The sequence below is a fragment of the Microbacterium sp. genome, assembly GCF_039812165.1.
In the GTDB taxonomy this organism is placed as follows: Bacteria; Actinomycetota; Actinomycetes; order Actinomycetales; family Microbacteriaceae; genus Microbacterium.
The window spans coordinates 1-3,433 of the sequence record NZ_JBDIAB010000263.1; the positions used below are offsets into that span (position 1 = coordinate 1).

Consider the following 3,433-nt stretch of genomic DNA (forward strand, 5'->3'; position numbering starts at 1 on the left):
TCCGCCGTCGGGATGCTGTGGGTGGAGAACAGCACCTCGATCGACGCCCTGGCGTGCCCGGCGCGTTCGGCCGCGGCGATCCCGTCGCGGACGCCCTCGATGAAGGGCTCCACGAAACCGGGATGCGAGAAGAACTGGCGGACCTTGTCCACCTGCAGACGCTCCTGCAGGCCGGCCGCCTCCAGCGCGTCGGCCCAGTCCTCGCGGTACTGCCGGCAGGAGGAGTACGACGAATAGGCGCTCGTGGGGATCGCGATCATGCGGCGCACGCCGTCGCGAGCGGCCTCGGCCAGCACGTCGTCGAGATACGGCGCCCAGTTGCGGTTGCCCCAGTACACCGGCAGGTCGAGCCCGGCCGCCGCGAGCGCGTCGCTCAGTGCGGACCTCAGCTCCCGGTTGTGCCCGTTGATCGGGCTCACGCCGCCGAAGGCCAGGTAGTGGTGGGCGACCTCCTCGAGGCGGTCGTCGGGGATGCCGCGCCCGCGCGTGACGTTCCGCAAGAACGGCATGACGTCGTCGGGGCCCTCCGGGCCGCCGAACCCCGACAGCAGGACGGCGTCGTAGCGCACCGGCTCCGTGACGTGGGGCGGGCCGGCCTGGGCTGCTCGCGTGGCCGACGCGACCACCGCGCCGGGCTCGAGGTGCACGCCGGTCGCCCGCGGCGGCTTGGTCTCGCGGCGGTCGTCCGCGCCGGGAGCCCGTCTCATGCCGTCCTCCTGAGGGTCCTCGCGCTGTGCCGGGTGTCGAGCGTCGTCGATGTCGGTGGCGCGCGCACGACGCTCCGGGGCCCCTGCGCCGAAGCGGCTCACGCGCGCTCGCCGCTGGAGCGCTCGGCGGCCTGCAGGATGCTCGCGATCATGCCGCCGAAGATGATGCCGTGGAACGGCAGCAGCACCGCCCAGTACAGCCGGCCCGCGAGCCCCTTCGGGAAGTACACCGCGCGCTGACGGTAGAGGCTGCCCTCACCAGACGGCTCGACGCCGAGCTCGAGCCAGCCGCGTCCCGGCATCCGCATCTCGGCGCGCAGCCGCAACGACCGTCCGCGGTCGATGGACTCCACACGCCAGACGTCGACGACGTCGCCCGTGTTCAGCCGGGACGGATGCCGTCGGCCCCGCCGCATGCCGACGCCGCCCAGCACGCGGTCGATCCAGCCCCGAGCGGCCCACGCGATCGGCGACGAGTACCAGCCGTTCTCGCCGCCGATCGACTCGATGATGCTCCACACCGCCGCCGGGGAGGCCGCGCTCCGACGCTCCCGCGCATCCGTGTACACCGTGTGGCCGGTCCAGTCGGGGTCGCTCGGCAGCGGGTCGCTCGGTGCGCCGGGCACGGTCGCACCCCGCCAGCTCGTCTCGACCTCTCCCTCGCGCTCTCGGCGGAGCGCCAGCCGCACCGCCTCGCGATAGGTCAGCAGCCCCTCCTCGGGCGGCGGGATGTAGCGGTCGATGTCGTGCTCGTGCACCACGCAGTCGTTCTGCAGCGAGGCGATGATCGGCACCGCGATGCGGCGCGGCACGGGGGTCACGAGGTTCACCCACTGCGAGGCGAGCCACGGGGTGAACACCGGCAGCGAGGCGATGGGACGCTGCGGCAGCCCTGCCTCGACGGCATACCCGTTCATCATCTGGCCGTACCGCAGCACGTCCGGTCCGCCGATGTCGAAGGTGCGGTCGAGGTCCTCGTCGATCGTGACCGCGCCGACCAGGTAGCGCAACACGTCGCGCACGGCGATCGGTTGCACCCTATTGCGCACCCAGCGCGGCGCCGGCATGTAGGGCAGCACCTCGGTCAGATGGCGGATCATCTCGAACGACGCGGACCCCGAGCCGATCACGATGCCCGCCTGGTAGACGATCGCCGGCACGTCGCTCGCGAGGAACACCTCTCCGACCGCGGCACGAGAGGCGAGGTGCGGCGACAGGGCGACCCCGCTCGGATGCAGGCCGCCGAGGTAGACGATCCGCCGCACGCCGGCGCTCGCCGCCGCGGCCGCGAACGACTCCGCGTCGTGCCTCTCGCCCTCGCCGAAGTCCCGGGCCGCACGCATCGAGTGCACGAGGTAGAACGCCACCTCGACGCCGTCCATCGCCGTCTGCAGAGCCTCGGCGTTCGAGAGATCGCCCTCGACGACCTCGACGCGGTCGCGCCACGGCACGTCCGTCAGCTTCCACTCCGAGCGCACGAGGCACGTCACCTCATGGCCGGCTTGGAGCAGTTGGGGCACGAGGCGACCGCCGATGTATCCGGTGGCACCGGTGACGAGGACACGGGTCATGAGGACGCTTCCTTCCCTCGTTCTTGATCTGATTTCGTTAGCCTGGCGAGAAACAAGCCTAGTACGCGAACTGTAGGATAGGGCCATGCGAACGACGGACCGCGTGCGATGAGCGACAGAGCCACCGCGGTCGCCGCGGACCTCCTCGCCGTCGACGGCCTCTCCGAAGACGACGTCGCGCAGTCCTTCGACGTGATGCAGGCTCTCGGAGCCTGGCAGGATGCGGCGCGCGCGCTCTCCGAGCTGTCGGCGCGCTACATGAGGCTCAACGAGACCGACATGCGGGCCATCCGCATGATCATGCGAGCCGAGCAGCGCGGCCAGATCGTCACCCCGAAGGACATCGCCCGCGCGGTCGGCATCTCGAGCGCGTCCACGACCAAGCTCGTCGATCGTCTCGTCGACGGAGGGCATCTGATCCGGGACGCGCACCCGACCGATCGACGCACGCTGAGCATCCGGGTCACCGAGTCGACGCGCCGCGCCGCGCACGACACCATCGGCCGGCAGCACGCGCGTCGCTTCGCGGCGGCCGCCGCGCTCTCCCCCGACGAGCGCGCCGTCGTGATCGGGTTCCTCACGGCCCTCATCGCCGCCGACGCGCCCGACGGGCTGCTCGTCGAGTCGTCTCACCCGGCGCCGAGGCCCGAGGCATCCTGACCCGCGAACGAGCTGCGCCTAGGCTGGACCACCGCGGGACGGTGTTCGCGGCCGCCCGGATGCCGGTCATGCGCTCATGACGAGGCCGACGACCGTCGCGACCGAGGAGGACCATGGCGCACGTGAGCCTGAGCGGCCGGCTGGTCTGCCGGGATGCCGGTGAGGCCGATCTCGTCCGCCGCCACCTCCCCCTGCACGTGACGCTCACGCGCGCCGAGCCCGGCTGCCTGTCGTTCGAGGTGCGGCCGACCGACGATCCGCTGGTGTGGCAGGTCGAGGAGCGGTTCGCCGACGGCGCCGCCTTCCGGGCCCATCAGCAGCGCGTCGCCGCGAGCGAGTGGGGCCGCGCCACCTCGGCCATCGAGCGCCGCTATGTCGTGGAGGGCCTCGAGCCGGCGGGGTGACGCGCTCGGCGTCGTCCTGGGCGGTCTCCGACGGATCGCGTCGGTCGTCTCAGTTGATGATCTCCGCTCGACTCTCGGCAAGCCTCGCGAG

General features: G+C 71.9%; 4 protein-coding genes. 2 read left to right on the plus strand and 2 right to left on the minus strand.

The window, feature by feature from the left end:
* Both WML84_RS13975 and WML84_RS13980 read right to left on the minus strand, forming a co-directional pair.
* Positions 1–707, minus strand: a 707-nt coding sequence (locus WML84_RS13975; protein ID WP_347346745.1) for a ferrochelatase, incomplete at its 3' end; no start/stop codon positions are given.
* Positions 708–805: 98 nt separating this feature from the next.
* Positions 806–2,278 (minus strand): SDR family oxidoreductase, encoded by a 1,473-nt coding sequence (locus tag WML84_RS13980; protein ID WP_347346746.1) that lies wholly within the window; start codon positions 2,276–2,278, stop codon positions 806–808.
* Between the two features lie 108 nt (positions 2,279–2,386).
* Here WML84_RS13980 and WML84_RS13985 point away from each other — a divergent pair, with 108 nt between their 5' ends.
* On the plus strand, positions 2,387–2,938 hold the full coding sequence (locus WML84_RS13985) for a MarR family transcriptional regulator (RefSeq protein ID WP_347346747.1): 552 nt from the start codon (positions 2,387–2,389) through the stop codon (positions 2,936–2,938).
* Positions 2,939–3,051: 113 nt separating this feature from the next.
* Positions 3,052–3,342: an antibiotic biosynthesis monooxygenase gene (locus WML84_RS13990; RefSeq protein WP_347346748.1), complete on the plus strand. Its 291-nt coding sequence runs from the start codon at positions 3,052–3,054 to the stop codon at positions 3,340–3,342.
* The last annotated feature ends 91 nt before the right edge of the window (positions 3,343–3,433 follow it).